The organism is Halalkalibacter oceani (assembly GCF_040544555.1).
Classification (GTDB): Bacteria; Bacillota; Bacilli; order Bacillales; family Bacillaceae_D; genus Halalkalibacter; species Halalkalibacter oceani.
This window is the reverse complement of sequence record NZ_JBEPKD010000009.1, coordinates 144,937-166,080: the sequence shown is the minus strand read 5'-3', so window position 1 is coordinate 166,080 and position 21,144 is coordinate 144,937. Positions and strand designations below refer to the sequence as shown.

The 21,144-nt window shown below is 39.4% G+C and carries 17 protein-coding genes and 2 pseudogenes; 14 read left to right on the top strand and 5 right to left on the bottom strand.

Translation table 11 applies throughout. The annotated features are described in order from the left end of the window. Nucleotides 1–211 precede the first annotated feature (211 nt). The 7 genes and pseudogenes from ABMB67_RS12300 to ABMB67_RS12270 all read left to right on the top strand — a co-directional run bounded on the left by ABMB67_RS12300 (nucleotide 212) and on the right by ABMB67_RS12270 (nucleotide 9,096). Nucleotides 212–733: a CueP family metal-binding protein gene (locus tag ABMB67_RS12300; protein ID WP_354572237.1), complete on the top strand. Its 522-nt coding sequence runs from the start codon at nucleotides 212–214 to the stop codon at nucleotides 731–733. Between the two features lie 226 nt (nucleotides 734–959). Then, nucleotides 960–2,090, top strand: a complete 1,131-nt coding sequence (locus tag ABMB67_RS12295) for a D-alanyl-D-alanine carboxypeptidase family protein (protein ID WP_354572236.1) — start codon at nucleotides 960–962, stop codon at nucleotides 2,088–2,090. A gap of 39 nt (nucleotides 2,091–2,129) precedes the next feature. Continuing rightward, nucleotides 2,130–2,337, top strand: a pseudogene (locus tag ABMB67_RS12290) (NAD(P)-binding domain-containing protein); the annotation flags it as partial. Nucleotides 2,338–2,580: 243 nt separating this feature from the next. After that, nucleotides 2,581–3,858, top strand: coding sequence for a TniQ family protein (locus ABMB67_RS12285; protein ID WP_354572235.1), 1,278 nt, complete (start codon nucleotides 2,581–2,583; stop codon nucleotides 3,856–3,858). Between the two features lie 37 nt (nucleotides 3,859–3,895). Further along, nucleotides 3,896–6,583 carry a TnsB C-terminal domain-containing protein gene (locus tag ABMB67_RS12280; protein ID WP_354572234.1) on the top strand — a complete coding sequence of 896 codons (2,688 nt, stop codon included), beginning with the start codon at nucleotides 3,896–3,898 and terminating at the stop codon, nucleotides 6,581–6,583. A 2-nt stretch (nucleotides 6,584–6,585) separates the two neighbouring features. Continuing rightward, entirely contained in the window at nucleotides 6,586–7,731 is a 1,146-nt protein-coding gene (locus tag ABMB67_RS12275) for an AAA family ATPase (RefSeq protein ID WP_354572233.1), read from the top strand. Nucleotides 7,732–7,746: 15 nt separating this feature from the next. After that, nucleotides 7,747–9,096 (top strand): TniQ family protein, encoded by a 1,350-nt coding sequence (locus tag ABMB67_RS12270; RefSeq protein ID WP_354572232.1) that lies wholly within the window; start codon nucleotides 7,747–7,749, stop codon nucleotides 9,094–9,096. 360 nt (nucleotides 9,097–9,456) lie between these two features. On the opposite strand, the gene ABMB67_RS12265 is transcribed toward ABMB67_RS12270, so the two are convergent. From ABMB67_RS12265 to ABMB67_RS12245, 5 genes are all read right to left on the bottom strand, one after another. Continuing rightward, nucleotides 9,457–10,587 (bottom strand): response regulator, encoded by a 1,131-nt coding sequence (locus ABMB67_RS12265; protein WP_354572231.1) that lies wholly within the window; start codon nucleotides 10,585–10,587, stop codon nucleotides 9,457–9,459. Further along, a complete protein-coding gene (locus ABMB67_RS12260) occupies nucleotides 10,587–12,389 on the bottom strand; it encodes a histidine kinase N-terminal 7TM domain-containing protein (RefSeq protein WP_354572230.1) in 1,803 nt (600 codons plus the stop codon). Before ABMB67_RS12260 ends, ABMB67_RS12265 begins: the two co-directional genes overlap by 1 nt. 179 nt (nucleotides 12,390–12,568) lie before the next feature. After that, complete coding sequence (locus ABMB67_RS12255) at nucleotides 12,569–13,732, bottom strand: DUF418 domain-containing protein (RefSeq protein ID WP_354572229.1); 1,164 nt, start codon at nucleotides 13,730–13,732, stop codon at nucleotides 12,569–12,571. A gap of 17 nt (nucleotides 13,733–13,749) precedes the next feature. Next, nucleotides 13,750–14,343, bottom strand: coding sequence for a TetR/AcrR family transcriptional regulator (locus tag ABMB67_RS12250; RefSeq protein ID WP_354572228.1), 594 nt, complete (start codon nucleotides 14,341–14,343; stop codon nucleotides 13,750–13,752). 2 nt (nucleotides 14,344–14,345) lie between these two features. Continuing rightward, nucleotides 14,346–14,825, bottom strand: a complete 480-nt coding sequence (locus ABMB67_RS12245; RefSeq protein ID WP_354572227.1) for a hypothetical protein — start codon at nucleotides 14,823–14,825, stop codon at nucleotides 14,346–14,348. Between the two features lie 249 nt (nucleotides 14,826–15,074). On the opposite strand from ABMB67_RS12245, the gene ABMB67_RS12240 reads away from it, so the two are divergent. From ABMB67_RS12240 to ABMB67_RS12210, 7 genes and pseudogenes are all read left to right on the top strand, one after another. Beyond that, on the top strand, nucleotides 15,075–15,944 hold the full coding sequence (locus tag ABMB67_RS12240) for a DNA-3-methyladenine glycosylase family protein (protein ID WP_354572226.1): 870 nt from the start codon (nucleotides 15,075–15,077) through the stop codon (nucleotides 15,942–15,944). Between the two features lie 219 nt (nucleotides 15,945–16,163). Further along, complete coding sequence (locus tag ABMB67_RS12235) at nucleotides 16,164–16,709, top strand: cupin domain-containing protein (RefSeq protein WP_354572225.1); 546 nt, start codon at nucleotides 16,164–16,166, stop codon at nucleotides 16,707–16,709. Nucleotides 16,710–16,756: 47 nt separating this feature from the next. Then, nucleotides 16,757–17,698 carry an AEC family transporter gene (locus ABMB67_RS12230; RefSeq protein ID WP_354572224.1) on the top strand — a complete coding sequence of 314 codons (942 nt, stop codon included), beginning with the start codon at nucleotides 16,757–16,759 and terminating at the stop codon, nucleotides 17,696–17,698. A gap of 165 nt (nucleotides 17,699–17,863) precedes the next feature. Next, nucleotides 17,864–18,058 (top strand): annotated as a pseudogene (locus ABMB67_RS12225) (helix-turn-helix domain-containing protein); the annotation flags it as partial. Nucleotides 18,059–18,621: 563 nt separating this feature from the next. Further along, nucleotides 18,622–19,278 (top strand): GntR family transcriptional regulator, encoded by a 657-nt coding sequence (locus ABMB67_RS12220; protein WP_354572223.1) that lies wholly within the window; start codon nucleotides 18,622–18,624, stop codon nucleotides 19,276–19,278. A 200-nt stretch (nucleotides 19,279–19,478) separates the two neighbouring features. Then, complete coding sequence (locus ABMB67_RS12215) at nucleotides 19,479–20,534, top strand: tripartite tricarboxylate transporter substrate binding protein (protein WP_354572222.1); 1,056 nt, start codon at nucleotides 19,479–19,481, stop codon at nucleotides 20,532–20,534. A 114-nt stretch (nucleotides 20,535–20,648) separates the two neighbouring features. Next, entirely contained in the window at nucleotides 20,649–21,134 is a 486-nt protein-coding gene (locus ABMB67_RS12210; RefSeq protein ID WP_354572221.1) for a tripartite tricarboxylate transporter TctB family protein, read from the top strand. The last annotated feature ends 10 nt before the right edge of the window (nucleotides 21,135–21,144 follow it).

Below are 21,144 nucleotides of genomic sequence, written 5' to 3'. Positions count from 1 at the left end.
TAATAATATCTAGTACAAGAAGAGGTTCCTCCCGTTCACGATACGACTTACACATATTTTATAAAGGAGTACAGTAACTTCAAACATTCATCACAATTTACGATTATTATAAACTGTGTTATTGAAAGCCCTTGCTCAAATAATACACTACAATTTATTATACTAAGATTAAATAATTAAATGAACTAGATAAAAAGGAGTAGAAAAACAGATGAAAAAAAGTTTATTAGCCGTGTTAGGTTTAGTACTCACCTTAACAGTTGTAGCTTGTAATGAAAGTCCTTCAAATAAAACGGAAGCTCAGGATATTAAGACAATGGTTCAGGATTACAGTGTTGGAAATTTTGATGACGTATCTGCTTCCATTACTTCAGGAGAACTTATTGTAACTGATAACAAAAATAAAGAAACTACCTATGACCTTCCAGCGGATGAATTTTTTGTTTCAATTGCGCCATTTATTAATACAACACATCCTTGCACCAATCACAGTTTAACTAGTTGCCAAGGAGAATTGGTGGAGAAGGATTTTGATGTATATATTGAAGATGAAGATGGCCATGTGATTGTCGACGAAACCATGACATCACTCGCTAATGGTTTTATTGATTTATGGTTACCTCGTGACAAAACATATCAAGTTAAAATGGAATATGAAGGAAAAACAACAGAATCTGAAATATCTACATTTGAAGGCGACAATACTTGTATAACAACAATGCAGTTATCTTAGTGCTTCCAACTTATAATTTCTTTAGAAAAAAGCTAATTTTGCATAATAGTTAAACAAAGAGTTTATATAGTTTCTCCAATACTCCAATTTGAATCGGGTCTTATCAAAGATAGTAACCGATTCTTTTTCTTTTGTATATTTGATGCGAGTATCATGTCTTAACTTCATTTATTCAACTTTTAGTATATTTAATAAGTGATTTTGAATTTAGAAAGGCGGTACAATATTGAGCAAGAAATCTATACCTATCCTTTTATTAATAATTTTTCTTTTTTTCTCATCAAACTCAATATCACTTGCTCATTCGAAGGAAAAACCAAATCTCTTAAGTGAAGCAGCGATTTTAATTGATGTAAAGTCTGGTCAAATCCTATATGATAAAAACCCAAAAAAGCAAATGTATCCTGCTAGTATTACGAAAATCGTGACTGGAATCATGGCAATTGAGGAAGGGAACTTAAATGACTTCGTTTCTGTGAGTAAAGAAACGACCGAGGTCCATGGGACAAGAGTCTATTTAGTGGAAAATGAAACAGTGGAGTTAAAACGTTTAGTACAAGGTCTTCTGATCAACTCGGGGAATGACGCAGGGACAGCCATTGCTGAGTATTTTTCTGGTAGCGAATCAGGCTTTGCAGCTAGAATGAATGATTTTGTCAAGGCTAAAATTGGTATAATCGATTCGAACTTTACGAACCCCCATGGTTTATTTGATGAAAATCACTATACGACAGCTTATGATATGGCGATGATTTCACAATATGCAATGAAAAATGACATATTCAAAAAAATTGTAGGAACGAAGGAGTTAAACTGGAATGGTGAGGGATGGCAAACGACAATCTATAACCATCATCGAATGCTATGGGACTATGAGGGAGTGACAGGGATTAAAAACGGTTATGTCTCCCAGTCAGGCTTTACGTTGGTAACATCAGCCGAACGGGATGGAATGGAATTAATAGCTGTCACGTTAAATGCACCTTCTTCTCGATATGCGTATGATGATACAGCTGCTTTACTTGACTACGGGTTTAACAATTTCTCTTCAAAAATGCTATCAACCGATAAGGTATATCTTGATGAAAGCAAGAATCGTTACAAAATTGAAACCCCAATGATTGTTACTATCCCTAAGAATGAAGAAATTTCAGAAAATATTCGTGGGAACTCCTTAATCTTAATAGGGGAGGATGGGAGTGTTATTTTTGAACAAGAGCTTAGAAAGCTAGCGGACCCTTCTGAAAAGCAAGAGACTAAGCAATCATCATTAAATGAAGTTAAAACCAATGAACATGACCTTTGGATATGGAAAATCTTACACTTTTTTAATTTATGTAATTTTACAAGACCTTGAGATGGCGGGTTTGTTTTCCATTACTATTAAGGCAGGACAGAAGTTGTCATTGCGACAGGACCTTTTCAAAAAACCAAACATAGCAAGTTTTGCACAATCATTATCGTCTGAAGTTCTCCAATTACATTCTTCCCAGTACAAAAATCCATCAAATCTATTACAAGGCAATGTGCTAGTGGTCGGAGGAGGAAGGAGTGGTGCTCAGATTGCTGTAGAATCTAAGGAAAAGGAAACGTACTTATCGCTCAGTACATAATGGAACATATGCGAAAAGATAGTTAAGAAGAAATGTAGCGACTGTGATTTATTATACTGCATAAAAAAAGGACAAGAACAAGATGGGACATGACTATCAGCATTTTAAAGAGAGAGGTTGTAAAATACAACCCCCTTCCGGAATAATTGCTTAGAAGGAGCGATTTTAGCCAATACTATATGTACAGTTTATTGGAACTGAATATTCTGTAATATATGAATGGCTGGTGGTATAATGGAGTTGCAACGAAGCAGTCTATATAATATTGCCCCAATCGGAATTAAAACGATAGAAGTTGAGTCCCTAAGCGGTTATATTTCTAGGTTAGCGTATGTTCATTGTATAACAGTTGGTGAATTAATGAACCATTTGATTGCCCCTAATATAAACAAAAAATATATTAATAATATTGTGTTTAAAGGCGGGAACGGTTTTTATAAGTCATCGTCTGCCATTAATAGTCATGGAGTCATTGCACATGACTTTATAAAAGTAATTGCTTTCCTAACATGTAGGGAGGATATCGGAAACACGACTTTTGGTAATTGTCGGGATTTAGTTCCGTTTAGAGGGTTACTAAAAAATATTAAATACTGGTGTCCTTCTTGCTATCAAACTGATCTAGAAAATAGTGGGGTTATTTATGAAAGACTTAGTTGGACACTTCAACCAATTCATAAGTGTTTAATCCACGACAGATCATTAGAAAATGTCTGTCCATATTGTAAATCATTCATGTACATCTTAGAAAGAAAGTCGTTACCAGGATTTTGTTCTAGGTGTCATCATTGGTTAGGAAATTTTAAGGATAGCAATCAAATAAGTGTTGACAACCGACTATACAATCAATTTATAAAAAAATTCTTTTTAGAACTTATTTGCACGTCATTCGAAAAAAATAATGTTCCATATTCTTTATTATTTTATATTGAAAATCATTTCGAAGGTTCTTTAACAAAAGCAGTAGATTTTTTTGATTATCCTAAGTCCACCTTTTGGATGTGGAAGGAAGGTAAAAGTTCTCCTCCATTACATGTACTAATAGATATTACTATGAAATTACAACTTGATTTAACAGATTTTCTAAATATGAGAAAACCAAAAGTATCCTTCGCAGACCATTACATTAATAAAGTATGCAGGGCCAAAAGAGTTAGTAAGGAACATAATGAAATTGAAAAATTCCTCAATGTTATAGTAAAGGAAAAGAGACCATACTCATTAAGTGAAATAGCGAAACGACTAAAGTGTGATCGAAGACTGCTGGCTCAAAGATACCCAAATGAATGTAGGTATATCAAAATAAACTATCTAGAAAAAATGGAAATAAAAAAGCAAAATAAAGACAAGCTTTTTAAAGAGAAAATTGACAATGCCCTTTATACATTAGAACAAGAAGGAATTTATCCTAGTAGTAGAAAAATAGAAGAAATAATAGGTAACGGTAAATTGCATGAAAAAAAATTTCAGGATTATTGGAGAGAGAATAAGGGAAGTGATCTTAATACTTGAAAAACAATCAATCAAATGAAGGTGAGGAGGAGAAATTTTGAAAAAGGATTTAAGTGAACTTTATAATAGATTAAATATCGAAGAAAATACCATAAAAAAAGTTGAAAATATAAGGAATTCACAGCCATCACGAAGAGTAAGGTCAAGTAGAAAAAATGTTTCCGGTTCTTATCCAAGCCGGAAGATGGGAGTGACCATTCAGTTTGAAAGTAGAACCCTTGAATTAGCAGCAATTTATGAGAAGGAATTTAATTCAAAGGTCATAGAATACTATGATCAACCAGAAAGTATTCTAATTCGTTATGAAAACAAAAGTCGGAAAATGGGGCATTATTATACACCTGATTTTTTCATTATTGAAGAGGACTGGATTGGTTATGAAGAATGGAAAACAGAAAAAGAATTAGCCAATTTAATACTAAAGTACCCTAATCGATACAATGTAGATGAATCAGGAACTTACCGATGTCCACCAGTTGAAGAATATGCTAAAGAGTATGGTCTGTCTTTTAGAATTCGTACTTCAAATGAAATTGACTGGATACGCCAAAGAAATATTAGATTTTTGGAGGATTATCTGATTGGTGATAAAATTAATGTTTCACAGAAAAAGAAAGATCAAATTATTAAAATAATAAACGGGAAACCAGGTATAAGTCTAGAAAAATTACTATTTATGGATACTGGTATTGATGCCGATGATATTTATCATTTACTTGCACAAAACGAAATTTATGCGGACATTAAAGCTACTTTAATTACTGATTTTGATAAAGTTTCAATGTATCCCAATAAAGAGTCCTTAGATGCCTTTATCAATATGACTAGGTCAAAAACAAATGACTTTTTGAGTGGATCAACCCTCGATATTTCACCCCTACAACCTATTTTATGGGCAGGAGAACAATGTACAATTTTAAGTATTTTTGATTCAACTATTTCAATTATGAATGGAAAACAAGAAGTTAAAATCCCTCATTCACTGTTTGAAAAATTATATCATGAAGGTACGATAAAGCCACTCACAAACCTAAATAATGATATTTCCTATTCAAATGAAGTTTTAGATCTAATGCTTAGTGCTTCTCCAAAGAGTTTGGAGGAAGCTAACCGTAAATTCAATGTGTTGCAAAGGCATTGGAATGGTCTTTCTATAGAAGAATTGAATGTTAGTCCTAGAACATTTAGAGATTGGGCAAAAAAATATAAAGATGCTGAAAGCCAGTTTGGAAATGGTTTTGTAGGTTTGATAGATAAAAGAAATAATCAAGGAAATAGAGAAAAAAGGCTATCTCCTGAAGTTATTGAGTTAATGAATGAGTATATAAAAGAAAAATATGAAAATCCTCGTAGTTCTAATCTTAATTCAATTTATAAGAGATTTTATCAAGAGTGTAAAGATAGAAGTTTGACTCCCCCTAGTTTTGTCACCTTTTGGAAAGAATCAAATAAAAGATCAACTCATGTTCAAGCTATGAAAAGAAAAGGACCCAAAGCCGCATATGACACTGAAAAGTTTTATTTTGAGATAAAAGAAACTACTCCAAGACATGGAGACTATCCATATCAGATTTGTCATTTAGATCATACAGAATTAGATGTTGAACTGATTTGTTCGGAGACGCTTGTAAATTTAGGGAGACCTTGGCTTACCCTGCTGATAGATGCTTATTCTCGAAGAATACTAGCTTTCTATCTAACATTCGATCCACCAAGTTATCGGTCTTGTATGATGGCTATACGGGAATGTGTTAAGAGAAACTCAAGGTTACCAAATATGTTGGTTATCGATGGTGGAAAGGAATTTCATAGTATTTATTTTGACACATTGTTAGCGAAATACAAAGTTACTAAAGCACAACGGCCAGGGTCAAAACCTAAATTTGGTTCTGTCTGTGAGAGGATATTCGGGACTACTAACACAGAATTTATTCATAATCTCTTAGGTAATACACAAATAATGAAGAAAGTTAGAGAAGTAACAAAGAAATTTAACCCTAAACATAATGCAACTTGGACATATGAAGCATTGTTCGAAATGATGAATGAGTGGTGTTATGAAATATACGATAGACAAATCCATTCAACATTAGCTACCTCCCCCCGAGACTATTATGAAAACAGATTATACAAAACGGGAAAGCGGGAGCATACCTTTGTTAGGTATGATGAATTGTTTGAAATAATGACTTTACCATCTACTCCAAAACAAACAGCTAAGGTTCAACCAGGACGAGGGGTGCGTATTAACAATATCTACTATTGGGCAGATATGCTTGATCATCCAGAAATTGAAGGCCAGAGTGTTTATGTTCGATACGATCCTTTTGATATGTCTGTAGCTTATGCTTATGTTAATAAAAATTGGACTAAACTTCGATCGGAAAATTTTTTGGTTTTTGAAAACCGTACTGAAAAGGAAATAAAAATAGCAACTATGGAAATTAGAAACCGCATGAAGAGTACTGAAATAGCTATTGAAATGACGGGATCAATGATCGCGAGATTTCTTGAATCTATAGAATCGAAAGAAATACTACAATTACAAAATTTAAAAGATCAGGCAGTAAGATCAACTTTTAAAGTGAATAATGGAGAAAAGAGTCATTATAAAGGACATGAATTTACACCTAAAGAAAAACATCAATATGTTGTTGAAGAATCAAACGAAATTACATTAGTAGAAAAGGATCCAAAAAAATTTATTACCTATGAGGAGTTTTAAAAATGGATGGACAGTTATTTCCAATAGAACTCACCAAAAAATCAGCCTATGAAAGAATAAATTATTTTAAAAACTTGACTATCGCTCATCCTAAATTAATGAATGCATTTAAGGAATTTAAAGATATCATTAGTGTAGCAGATAAAAATGAAATATTACTTATTTTTGGGCCGAGCGGGGTTGGTAAGTCTACATTATTTAAAAAGATAATTGATCATTATAATGAAACTCATATGGAAGATATGTTTAATGACAAGGGATTTATACCCATTGTTGGAGATGAGGCAATAGCTCCTGACGATGGTCGGTTTGATTGGAAAGACTTTTATATTAGAGCTTTGTCATTACTTAATGAGCCTTTAATCGATTATAAAATAAATATTGACGTTAAAACAAAGGAGATAATTCCAAGTAGAAATAGTAAGAATGCTTACAGAAGAGCAATGGAAAATGCATTAATATATAGGAAACCTCGAGCTTTTTTAATTGACGAAGCTCAACATATTGCAAGAGTAGCAAGAGGTAGAAGTCTGAGGAATCAGATGGATACTTTAAAATCTCTTTCATCAGTAAGCAAGGTTCCATTTGTTTTATTTGGTACTTATGAAATTCTTAAATTTAGAAACCTTAGTGGTCAATTAATACGACGAGGTATTGATGTACATTTGCCCAGATATAAAATGGAAATAAAGGACGATAGGGCAGCTTTCCAGAATGTTTTATGGACTTTTCAAAAGCATCTTCCATTCTATGAAGAACCACAATTAGTAGATCACTGGGAGTACTTTTATATGCATTCAGTAGGTTGTGTTGGTAATTTAAAGATCTGGTTAAATAGGACAGTCGAATATAATCTTACGAATGATCAACATAAAAAGACCTTGGCTTTAAACGATTTTAAAAGATTTGAAATAAGCATAGATAAGATTGAAAAAATGGCGGATGAGACTATTGAAATGGAAAAACAAATGGAAAGTAACGACAATAAGAAAAAGGAGAGAGTTAGCACAAAGCTTGGATTAATGACAAACCAATATGAGGTCAATGATTTAGCTTCGAAATCTAAGAAACCCAAAGTCGGTGAAAGAAAACCAACTCGAGATCAAATTGGAATTGAAGAATTTAAAAACGAAAAATTAAATTCATAGATTGAGGGTGATTAAATGTTTACCGTTTGGAATGAGAAAAAAGTCAGAACACCTGAGAGGAGTAAATGTTATTCATTGGAACCAATGTCCATGAATAGTCTAGATACGGAGAGTTTAACTAGTTATATTCAGCGTCTTTCTGAAGCACATTCAATCTCCGTTTCAAGCTTTGTAAAACATTTAATATTTCCAACTTTATATACAGACAAAAACCAGGATTATAGCGAAAATGATCTATATAGGGTGTATTATAAATCATACTCTATAAATGGATTTAATCAACAGACTTCATTTTTTTTACGTGCCCTGAAGGAATTAACCAATAGAAGAGACCTTAAAAGTTTATCATGGTTGAAACTAAGTCCACTATTAACCATTGGCGATATAAAAGTTTCAAGGAATTGGTGCCCGGCCTGTTTAAATGAACAAAAGAATGAAAATATAATATACGAAAAGCTTATATGGTCGCTTAAGTCCTTAACAATATGTTTAAAACATAATTGTGTTTTAGAATCTACTTGTCCTAACTGTACAAACGAAATAAAACAGTTGGACTTATATTCAGTTATAGGCTATTGCCCAAAATGTAAAGGGTGGTTAGGATCTAATATGGTTGTAAATAATAATACAAATGAAGAAAATATTGTTTGGCAAAAATGGGTAAATAAAAATGTAGAAGACTTATTAAAAAATGAAGCGGTTGAATTTGTTGATCGTGATTTCATTTTAAATAAAGTTAGTCACTTCTTGAGTAGACATTTTAATCGAACTAGTAATCCATTAAATAAATTAGCTGAAAACATGAATTATGATAGGTGTACCCTTACACAATGGAAACGGAAAGCACAACAGCTTTCTTTCGAATCCTTATTAGTATTAAGTTATTGTGTAAATACCCCCATAGAAGTGATATTATTTAGGGAAAATGAAATTAATATTAAACATATTAGTAAATTTAAGAATGACCTAATAAAGAAAAAAAGCTATATTACACTTACCACTGAGGAAAAAAGAAATTTATTGTATAAATTTATTAACAGTAATGAATACCCGCCACTTAGTTTAAACGAAGTAACTAAACAGATTGGTTATAAAAGCAATGAATCATTAAGATATCACTTTCCAGCTGAATGTAGTTTAATTAGCTCTAGATATAAAGAATATAAATCCAAAATTAATGCTGAAAAGGTCCACTTGGCAAAAAAGGCAATTAGAGAATGCGTTTCTACAGCATTGGAGGAAGGAAAGGTTTTAAACCACGGTTATATTCAAAGTAAAGTCAAGATAGGTAAACAATTTGCAAACCTAGAAATTAGAGAATATATAGAGGGAATATTGGAGAAAAACAAGTCGTACTATGAATGATTTAACCGGTTGCTCTATTTGATGCAAATATTAATTAATCGTATAATTGCCGGTAATACTTTTGTTAAGTTAATTATTGCCGTAAATTATACTTTTTTTATTACTTCCATATTTTAAATTGAAAAGCATGATATTTTAAATTTTGTAATTGTTTCCTAAGCCTTCGTATATCTATGGGGGCAACGATATGATTAAAGATGAGGCAATAATATGGTAAAAGTCACATTTTTTATGCTTTATTTAGGAGAAATAAGTCTAAGGATGCTTGCCGTGCTGCTCTAAATCGAGAAAAAGGAATCCTTCAACGATGAAACTAGGAGTTGAAGGAGTTCCTTTTTTTACAGCGAAATCCGCTCGGCTTTATCCAATACGAAATGACGATCGAAGGCGCTCGTACAACTCTTCCAATTCCTTGGATGGAGCGATGCCAAGGTCCAGACGCAATGCTTTCGTATACCCTCGATACAGTTTCGTAAACGATATTCGATCCTTTTTCGCGGCATAAGCGCGAAGAAGTAGCATGACCGTCTCTTCATCCAGTTCATTTCGATGGAAGAGCTTATTCAGCAGCAGGATCGCTTTCTCGACTTTGGTTTGCTCCAGAAGCGCGTTTCCTACCTTTTTGACAAAGGCGTTGTACAAAACGGATAAGCGCTCGACCTCATGCAACGCCCAACCGAATCCTTTTTCTCCAAACAGATCCCCGACATACATCTTCTCGGTATCCAAAGCGAATGGCAGATTAGCGGCTTCAATCACCTCCAGTTTTTTCAATCGATCTTCAAATTCGAGATGATCGATAGTGGCCTTGTCGAGATTCATTCCATATCCGTCCGCATCTGATTGAATGATAGATTTCAACCCATGAGGATCCAATGCTTTTCTTAACTGATAGATTGACGTATTAAGATAAGTCTCTGCATTCTTGGTCGATGTATCGGCGAACACTTCATGAATGATCCTCGCTCTCGTTACGATCCGCCTGCGATGCAGCAACAAGAACCCGAACAGCTCTGAACTTTTGCGGGAAATCCATCTCACACTGCCGGCAGACGTTCTTACCTCAAGCCCTCCCAATGTGTAGATTTGAACTGAATTCGCCGCCGGTTCGACCACGGAAGTTCGATTGAACTGATGCACCGCTTTCGCCCGGGTGACCGCCTTCTCGATTCGCTCCAAAGAAACCGGCTTTACGATATAATCAAGCGCGGATAATTCGAACGCGTCAAGTGCATAATCCTTATGCGAGGTGACGAAGATGATATACAGATCAGGATGGTTCATCGCCATCCGTTCCGCGAACTGCATCCCGCTTTCCTGCGGCATGCTGATATCGACGAACGCTATATGAACTTCATGCTGTGCGATAAACCTCGAGGCGGAGGCCGTATCGGAGAAGCATCCTGCGACTTCAAGGTCAGGGAGCTTGCCAAGCATCCTTGTCATGATGAGATGCATAGCACTCTCATCGTCAATAATAATCACTTTCATCAGGCGTCCACCTCTCTCCTCGTCCTCTGACGTAAGCTCGACGATTCATCAACTGGGAGCGTGAAGCAAAATGTGCTGCCTCGTCCCGGATTTGATTCATACCAGATGTCGCCTCCGTGCAAGCGAACGAGCTTCCCGCAAAGGTATAAACCTAATCCCGTTCCTTGTTCACCGTCTGTGCCCGGCGAGGAAATTTCCTGCACCTTGTGAAATAGCGATTGGCCGACCACGGGATCGACACCGGTACCCGAGTCGCGGACAGAAATGGTCACGGAATCAGCTATCCTGGTGAACGTGAGGTGAACCTTTTCGCCCGTTTCTGTAAACTTAATCGCATTGAACAACAGATTACGAAGGATCATTTCCAGCATTTCTTTATCCGCATAGACGTGTACATCTTCCTGAATGGTCATAGACAACCTGATTTGCTTGATCTCCGCGCGAGGCTCTATCTCGTGAACAACATGGCGGACGATCGGTTCGAGCTCCCACATGAGCGGTTTGAAATGGATCTCTCCCTTCTGGCTCCGGAACCAATCGAGCAGATTCTCCACGAGGAGATAGGTACCCCGGACTCGACTGCTGACTTCTCGAAAAACACGGGATTGTTCGCTGGTCGAATCGATATAATCCTCTTCGATAAGCTCCGTCAAGTTGATCAACAAAGCGAGGGGATCGCGAATGTCGTGAGTGATTACCGCAAACAGCTTATCCTTGAAGGCTTGTGTTTCCTTTAATTGTTTCGCGTTGGTAAGAAGCTGCTCCTGATACAAGACGATTTGTGTCATATCGGTAAAGATGATGATTTTTCCGAGCGTGATCCGCCATTTATCCACCATAATGGACATCTTCACTTGATAGTGGCAAGTTTCCGCTCCTTTCCGAATCGATAGCCGGGTTTCGCCGCTTTCCGTAGAGTGTATGAACGCTAACAGATCAGGATGCGACGCAAAGATTTGTTGTACGGACACCGTCTCGCCTTTCCATTTTTGCAATGGTTGAAAAATCTCTTTGGCGGCTTGATTCACATGGGTAATCTTATGAGCATCGTCAATAATGACCGCGCCGTCCTGCATCGTCTCGAATATCGTCTGATAAGCGATGGGAACGAGGCGCAGCAAATTGAAGCGGTAGATTCCCCACATGTAGACGAGCCCTGTGACCGTAAAGCCAAGCGGTGTCATGTCCATATTCACTTTGTCAGGCATGAACACATAGATGAGATTAGCCGACCATGGAGCGATAGCGCCGAACATTAACACGAGCTGTTGCTTGCGAACAATCGGCAACGCCTTTGTGAACATCACGATGAATAAGATGACACTGATTGCATTCAAAAGATAGGAATGTGTAATATGGATCCAATACCACGGCCCTTTGAATAAAAGAATGGACGACAGGTGGGTGCTGTCCGGTTCAAACTGGATATCGCGGTAATAAAGATGATGGAAATCATTCGTATAATAAAGGATCAACGTACAGACAGGGATGATGAATAAGAGCGGTACGACCCATTTTTTTAAGGAAGCCAGATGCCCTGTAAAGCCCATCACCATCATCAGCCAAAAGGTTGAAATAAACGGAATGCCGATATATTGCACATTAAGCCAAAACTTCGCCTGAGCAAGACTTGTGCTGATGATTTCAAAGCCGTAGCCGAGTGAATAAAACGAGATGGCCAGCATAATCAAAGCGAAGTATCTGGAAAGTTGATCCCGTCTGCGATTTGCCAGAATGGAAATGAAGAGCGTGATAAGCGTCGCAACGAGCAAAATCAAAAACATCCCGATCTCCAGACTCACGACTTCACCCCCAAGCGCCTCGTACTTTTCTAATGTACATTCGACATGATTCTATTTTTCCCCTCTAATTCCCCACTTCCTTTTGGGAAGAAAGGAGTACCTGTAGAATGTACGATGAAAGATACAAAGATAGCATGCGAAAAGGAGGATTAATGTTTTTTATCCCGGCATTTTTGTTCCTATCCTTTTTTATACGTTACATAACGCATGTATCGCTCTAATGGTCCCTCGATTTGACGACGATCCATCAAGTAGGCGACTGATAACGTCACGACCCACATCGCGAAACCGAATAGGACGGAAGTGGTGACAGTTAAGACTGCCCCCAAATTGAAAGCGATCGGCGACAGGAAGAGTACAATCAAAACTTCATGTGTGACAAAAAAGGTAAGCGAGCGTTTCCCCATGGCCGTGATCGCTTTAACAATCGTGCCGTGCTTTTTTATCGTGATTCCTAACAACCCAAACAGTGCAGCATACCCAACACCGCCTGCGAAACCGGTAATAATATGGACCCCGTATGCAATCCCTGCAGCGAAAAAGCCGGGAAACCAAACATCATTAATCAGTACTAGTGGGATGGCGCCCGCAAGTGAAAGGGTGAGACCGCCAATCGTTAATTGCTTCAGCAGTTTGATATGGTCATGCGGCTTACTTAAGAGATTTCTATTTCCGAGCCAAATGCCCATTAGGACGGAGGGGATCACCGGAAAGAAGAGATGAGTAAACAAGGGAATGATAGGGATAGCAATTAGCCCTTCAAGAAAGGTGTTCACGTATGTTTCTTGACCGGTTAATTCTATTGGCAAGCCGTAAGCTTGATTGCCAAGTAAAATACCGCCCCACAAAAGGGGGATATACAGGAGACATATCATTGTAGAAACAAGGACATATTTTAGAATTTTGCTGTTGTCCTTGTTTAAACTGGAAACGAGTAGGAGACCGGCAATCCCATACGTCATGAGAATATCCTGCCCACCGGCAACACCAGCGAGTATGGCGCCAAATACGATGAAGTACCAGCACCGTCTTTTTATAATCCGTTTTGCTTCAGCGGCATCTTTTCTTTCCTGTTGCTTACGGTAAATCATGACCAGCCCGTAACCAAACAGGATGGCGAATAAGGGGCGCGCCCGGTTATCTACGATGATTTCCATTAAAACATTCAACAAATGATCTAAAGCGGTACTACCAGCGACTTTCGTTAGCACGCCCGGTTCTATCATGTATAAAAACAGGGGGATATGCGAAAGGATAATCAAAAAGAGCATCGAGCCCCGGGCGATATCTAAAGATAGCGCCCGTTGTTTTTTAGCTGTTTCAGCAGCATCCAATTCAGTCATAAATAAGCCTCCCCATTTTACGTAACGATTTTTGTCACCATCGTCACTAAGTCATTTTTGTATTCTTCCAGGTTAAATTCTTCTCCATTCACAAGCATACTTTCAGAGATGGCTCCTTGTAGCATAGTAGAAAGGCTTTTTGGTTGAAACTTGGAAAACTCGTTTGTCTCTTGTCCATACTGTAAAATCTCCTGCAAATAGACATACAAAGGATCTTCTTCCTCCGCTGATAATTTATAATAGGGAATATGATCCTCCGTACGGGCATTAAAGAGAATCTCCAGCAGGGCGATATTATTGACGCTATGCGTCTGATGATAAGCTAACGAAGCCTCAATAAAAGTAACGAGTTGATCATAGGCCGATGTTTTTTTGGAGACTCGTTCTTTAATATAATCAAATTGCGTTTTTACTAAATAAAATAATGTGTGATTGAGCACATCCTCCTTGTCGTTAAAATGATAGGAAATTAATCCCGTACTGATCTTCGCTTTTTTGGCGATTTTAGCCAAACTAATATTGACATAGCCGATTTCATCCAATACTTCAATCGTCGCTTTTATAATTTGTTCTCTTCTTGCTTCCGCTATAAACGACGGTCGATCCGCCATAATCATTCCTCCCTTTCCTTCGTTTTTTGTTTTTTCAGCTTTTGAATGAGCCATACTAGCCCCGCGATAAAAAGCACTGCTAGGATCACACTATCAAATGGGCTTGGGTAGTTTTCAATAAACAATCGAACCGGTTCAGGAAGGCTTCCTTGAAAGAGGGAAGCAATCACCATTTTTATCATCGTCATAAGAAATAGAATAAGCTGCAGCAGGAGCAGGATAGGCAACAACCCTAACCCGCCAATGAACCATTTCCAAGCCAACTCTGCACGAAAAAAATAAAGAATAGCAGAAAGAAGTAACACCACACTTATCATCGTAAAAACAATCAAACGAACCCAGTGTACAAATCCTAATGACTCTTGGTTGTATAGATATAACGCATATGAAAAGGCAAGCATCGCTAACATCACGCTTATGAATGGGATCATACGTTGAAGCCAACGGGGAAAGTCACGAAATTCATCTACATTATTACTCACAGCGATCAACTCCAATTTGATTGATCAATATTTATTTTGATTGGTCGATCAAAATTTATCATCTAATAACGCTTCTGTCAAATCATTTTCTCCAATAGTTCAGGTTGATTGTGGGATAAAAGCTGCTTGGACGAACACATTTAAGCGGGATAACTTTTTTTTATAACCCGCTTTTTATTTTTTTCTAAAACGGACTCTTTTTAATTGGAGGATAAATGGTAATATAGAAGAAAAAGGATGATTTCGACGATGAAAATTCCTTTGCAGGAGGATTTTAATTTCGCAGCGGCGGTAACCGATCACGGCTGGTGGATGCTCTCTCCGAATGAGTGGGACGATCAGCGACACATACTTAGCCGCCCAGTAAGATTGCGCAATCAGAAAAAGGCGCTTGTTCGTATCTCCAAGCTTGAGCATCATTTGCAGCTTGAGATGGAAAGTGAAGCCCCTTTGGATGATGCGGATCAGCAGGACATCAAGGAGCAGGTAGCGTGGATGTTCAGGCTGGACGAGACATTTGAACCCTTTTATACGATGTGTAGCGACTTTAAAGAGCTGCTTCATCTCCCTCATAATGGAAGAGGCCGACTTTTGCGCTCGCCGACACTTTTTGAGGATGTTGTTAAAGTGATTTTAACAACGAATACGAGGTGGGGACAGACGATCAATATGGCTCGGAACCTCGTCGTTCAGCTCGGAGAGACACTACCTATCAATCAACAGGAGTATAAAATTTTTCCCGGACCGGAGAGAATCCTGGAAGCAGGCGAAGCCTTTTTAAAAGAACAAATACGAGTCGGCTATCGCAGTACCTATATCATTGATGCTGCTGAAAAAGCGCTGGACCCGGCTTTTAAGCTGGAGGGACTTACCTCCGCTACAGACAGCTTGGCAAAATTAATCGAGATTAAAGGTGTCGGTCCCTATGCGTTCAATACTCTTTCCATGATACTTGGAAAATATGATTCCTTACCGGTTGATTCTGATTATAAAGCACATGTTATGACAAAATACTTCAACGGTGAAAAGGTAAAGGGACGCAAAATGGAAAGCGTCTATGATAAATGGGGAGCCTACAAATTCCTTGCCTATTGGTATGATAAGGATGAAGGTCGCTAAGTGCAAGGGAGGCTGATGCGAACAAAGCAATAACTTAACGGAGTCTATTTCAAGAGCGGTGTATGCACGAATCTGCTGAAAAAGGACGATTTACACTTTTTCAGTGGTCTCGTATGACACCCTCTTTTTTTGTTTAAAAAAATTTAATAGTGAAATTATATTTAACGTATGTTAATCTGTAATTAACAAAATCGGTTCGTATGTAAGGAGAATGCTGCCATGGAGAATATTGATATCGGGAAGAAGGTCGAAAAGTACAGGAAAGAGAAGGGCTGGAGCATCCGGGAGCTGGCGAGGGTGGCCGAGATTACGCCATCAATGTTAAGTCAGATTGAACGGGGGCTGGCTAATCCGTCGATTACGACACTTCGCGTAGTCGCCAAAGCGCTCGATGTGCCGACGTTCCATTTTTTAATGGAGGATACGCCGACGGCCGATTTAGTCGTGCGCGCCGGTCAGCGGAAGAAGATGGTGATCGAGGATTTAGCCTATGAGCTTGTTTCGCCGGACTTTACGGGCACATTGGGAACAGCTATTTTGCACGTTCCGCCGAAGGCTGCTTCGTCTGAAAAGCTGCTGGCGCACAAGGCGGAGGAGGTCGCCTATGTGCTGGAGGGCAAGGTCAAAGTTTATTTAAATGATGAGGCATATGTATTGGAAGCCGGCGACAGTGTGAAGATTCCGGCGCAAATGAAACACAAATGGGAAAATGACTTTCAGCAACCAGCATCGATTTTATTTTCCGTGACGCCACCGGCGTTCTAAAAAATGACACATAACATAAAAAAGGTAGAAACAGCAGGTGACACATAATGAATATGATGAGTGTAGTGACGTCAATCAGCATGCTCGGCTTTGTCGTGGTGCTTGGCATGTTGATTGGATCAAGAATAACGATTACGCAAGATGCAAAAAAGCTGTTAATGATCATTATCATAAATATAGCGATCCCGGCTGTCATCTTAAACGGGATCTTCAACACGAAAATAGACGACGGTTTACTCGGAATGATGCTTACGATCTTTCTGCTCTCGATTGCGTTGAACATTTTTTGTCTGACACTTAGCTGGGGGGCCGCGCATTTGTTTGGCTTCCGCTCCATCAAGGCGAAAAAGTTTGCTGTTTTGGCGGGGGTCGGCAATTCCGGGTTTATCGGCATTCCGCTTTGCTCGGAATTATTTGGTCCGACTGGCGGGCTGCTCGCCGGGATTTTTGATGCTGGTTTGGATGTCGTCGTCTTCTCTCTCGTCGTGATCATGCTTCAAGAAGGAAGCGGGTTTTCCCTGAAAAGGATGAAAACGCTTATTAATCTGCCGTTCCTGGCGGTTATCACCGGCTTTGTGATCGCGTTGATTGGATTTGAGCCGCCTCTGATTGCAAAAAATTTGGCCGCGTTTCTGGCGAGTCTCGCCGCGCCGTTGGCGATGATTTATATTGGGCTGCTCATACCCGAATTTTTCCGCAAGAAGATTAACATTCCGGTGAAATTTGTCAGCCTTTCGCTGGTGATGAAGCTGCTGCTAATTCCATTGCTGACGATCGCTCTCTTAAGCTTTTTTCCGTTGCCGGAAATGGTGCGAAAGGTTACTTATGTGCTGCTGGCGATGCCGACGATTACGCTGGCGCCTGTCCTTCTTGCGCGCTATACGAACGATGAAACGACAGGGCTGATGGCAACAATTTATTCCACCGTCTTCTCGCTGCTGACGATTCCGTTCATCCTTTATCTGGTCAATGTGTTATTTGGTGTCTAGCGGTATGTTTTCATTATGGAAGAGCCAACGGAAAGAAAGCAAAGACATGAACGACCGAAGCGCGGTGATACTGGGAAAAGTGCCAGGAAACAGACAGGGAAGGCGACAGGAGGATACCGAAAAAGGGACATCCTTCCGCCCCGTTGCTTGCTTTACAATGAAAACCAGAAGAAAATCCGGCTGCAAAAAGCACGTCAACTGCTCTTTGCTGAAAATCTCGATGCAGCAGAAGCCGGGTTCATCGTCGGGTATGAAAGTCCATCACAATTCAGCCGGGAATATGCGCGAATGTTCGGCTTGCCGCCAATTAGCGATATCCGGAGCCTGCGCAATACAATCACGGCTTCTATAGGCATATAGTGAACTTGATGACTTACCACTAATCTTAGTATGTTTGCATTTTTCGTATGGTTTTCCGGCTACATGGCAGCAAAACCAAGCATTGCCTGCATGAAATTTTTTCGAGGACAGTTCTGACACACACTCGGATTGGAGCTGTACTCACGGTACCGCACAAGAAAAAGCGGACGGGATGGGAGGGCCGACTCCGGCAGGAGGAGAGGGCAGGTTGAAATCCACCGGCGTGCCGGTTAGTTCAACGCCTTCCTGCGGAAAGCGTGCCCCCCATCGGGAGCGAGGTCGAAGAGCCAAACCCTGACTACCAAAAAAAGCCTGTCGACCGTCTCGCTTTTGCGAGACTTTGTCGACAGGCTGCTTAATAAAAAAACTGTGTCATCTCTTTGATGCGGTTTTTTTGCTTTTTTCCCGATTTGATTTCAGTAAAGAACATAAAATTCTGAATATTATTGACAATGCGAGCTAATTATGATTGAATACAAATTAGTTAATTGAAGACAAAAAAATAAATTGAATACAATATAGGTGGATTGAATACAATTTAATTGATAGGTAGTGGATAATAAATGGAAAAAGATCAAAGTTTACATGAGCAAGTGTACAGCTTAATCAAACAGGCAATTATAACGGGGGAATTATTACCAAATGAACACTTGCGGGAAATGAAGCTGGCAGAACGATTTCATACAAGCAGAACGCCGGTGCGGGAAGCATTAAGAAAGCTGGAAAACGAAGGGTTTGTCACCTATCAATCTTCCATTGGAACGAAAGTGATTGATTTAAATCAGGCGAAAATCGTTGAGCTATATGAATGCAGAGCTGTGTTAGAAGGTTTGGCTGCTGGAAAAGCCGCGCTAAATATGGAGACAAATGACCGCATTATGCTGGAAGAATCGCTCATTCTTGCAAAGCAATATTTTCAAAAAGGAGATATTAAGCAGATGATCAAGAAAAACACGATCTTCCATGAAACAATTGTCCATTCAAGCCGAAACGCATCGCTCATCCATTTGATGAATCAAATAAAAGATCAAAGCATTTGGAGCAGAAGCATTCTTAATTCCTACGGTGTTAAACCGAACTGGCTGGAAGAGCATGAAGCGATTTTTGAAGCGATTTCCAACAAAGATGCTGAAAAATCCGACCAATTAATGAAAGCTCACTTATTAAGTGACTTACAGTATATTATGAAAAAATTCGAAGAAGAGTATTGTGCAGAATGAAAGGGGGTGGTTCGCAAGTGAAAGAGCGATGGAAACCGGGAAGCAATGGATAGGAGTGAGCAGATGAAAGGAATATTTTCAAAAGAAATGTAAGCGGTTTCTTTTTTGGGAGGCTTTTCAGAGTGGCAGAACGTAGAGACTCATTCAAATAGGATAGGTGAGGATGGGAGCGCTAGATTAATTGAGTAGAGGTGAAGGAAATGAAAAAAGAAAAGATGCATCCAGCACTGTTTATCACTTTTTGTTTGATGTTGTTGGTCATCTCCGCATGCGGAGGGGCAGAGACGGAAGGAGAGCCTCAGGCTGGTGAACAGCCTGCTGAGCAGCCGGAAGGGAATGAACAGGCATCAAGCGGTGAATCCGTTTACGCGGATGGAAGGGCCGTGGAGATTGTCGCCCCTGCTGCGCCGGGAAGCGGCTGGGATTTAACGGCGCGGGCGTTGGCTGAAACGTTGCAGCAGGAAGAGTTGGTTGATTTTCCGGTACCGGTTGTTAATGAAAATGGGGCAGACGGCGCTGTTTCTCTGGCGCAGCTTGTGACGAGAAATCCGGAAGAAGTAAACAAAATCAGCGTGACGTCGAGTCCGATTATGTACAATTATTTGCGCGGGAACTCTGAGTACAGCTATGAGGATGTGACGATGATTGCTCAGCTTATGATTGACTATTATGCGGTTGTAGTGCCCCATGATTCGCCTTATGAAACGTTGGACGATTTATTACAGGCGGTGAAGGAGGATAATATTCCGATTGGTTCCGGCGCCGATGACCGTCTTCCTTTTGCGTTAATGGTTGACGAAGCGGGCGGCGATGCTAAAAATATTAACTTTGTCCTTTATGATGGCGGCGGTGAAATTTCAAATGCGTTGTTAAACGGCGATGTTCAAGCCGGCGTATCAGGACCGAAGGAACTCATTGGACAAGTAGAAGCAGGTCAGCTTCGGGCGTTGACGGTAACGAGTGAAGAGCGGCTAGGTGGGGTTTTCAGCGACGTGCCGACTGCAGCAGAGCAAGGCATTGATGTCGTATTTGGTAACTGGAGAGGTGTAATGGGAGCGCCAGATATGGCACCGGAGGCAGTGGCATTTTGGGAGGAGACGATCGAAAAAGCCCTGCAGACAGACACATGGAATGAGCTGGCAGAGAGCAACCAATGGTCGACCGAGTTTAAAAAGGGCGATGAATTCAAACAGTTCCTCGACAGCTCAAATGAGCTCTTAAGAACAGGAATGGAGCAAACAGGGGAACTTGAATAAGTGGAAAAATAAGAATATTCAGTATCTGTCATCAGATATTTTCAGCAAATATACCGTTTGGGTATGGGTGTGCCCATACCCAAACGTTTACGGTCAAAAGGCGAGGAGGTTCTTATGAATAAAAACGTTATGTCAGGAAGTGTGGTTCTAATCGGAGCCATAATCTTTACGATTTTAGCATACGGTATTCCTTCTTCCGCAACAGCGCATCAGATTGGCGCCCGGATTTTCCCTTTGACGATTGGTGTTCTGTTAATGATTATTTCAGCCGTACTACTCCTATCCGGATTGAAGGAACAACGGCAGCAAAGGGGAGCTGAGCCGCAGGCAGAACAATCGCATGAGGAAGAGGGCGGTTCATTAAAAAGAACGAGACGTAAGGTCATTGTTCTACTGCTGATGCTGCTCCTCTACATTTCCATTTTCATTTCGTTCGGCTATCTATTATCTACTTTTCTATTTATTTTCGGTATGACGATGTTTTTGGAAAAAAAGAAATGGGTTCGAAATACGCTTTATTCCATCCTTTTTCCGCTCGTCATCTATTTTTTATTTAACCATATTTTATCCGTTTATTTGCCTTCGGGGACTATTTTTTAAAGGGGGGTTA